Below are 229 nucleotides of genomic sequence, written 5' to 3'. Positions count from 1 at the left end.
CGGTTTTGCGCGTCGCAGGCTCCTTCAAAACCGGTTCGCTGCTTATCCCAGGGAACCCTGGTCGGATAGGAAGCCGCTCATTCCCCACTAGCCACGAACCACTAACAACGAACAACAAAAAAGCACTAGCCTAAGCTAGTGCTTTTTTCTTTAATCAGCGGCTTCCTATCCTCCCAGGGGGCCTCCCCCCAAGTACTTTCGGCGTTTGCGGGCTTAACTGCTGTGTTCG

The 229-nt window shown here is 54.1% G+C and carries 1 rRNA gene; it reads right to left on the bottom strand.

The window, feature by feature from the left end:
* Positions 1-152: 152 nt before the first annotated feature.
* A 5S ribosomal RNA gene (gene rrf / locus ACE418_RS13670) occupies positions 153-229 on the bottom strand; the annotation flags it as partial.

Source organism: Megasphaera jansseni (genome assembly GCF_047974155.1).
GTDB lineage: Bacteria > Bacillota > Negativicutes > Veillonellales > Megasphaeraceae > Megasphaera.
Note: the sequence above shows the minus strand (reverse complement) of the source record. Positions and strands in the feature narration are given on the sequence as shown.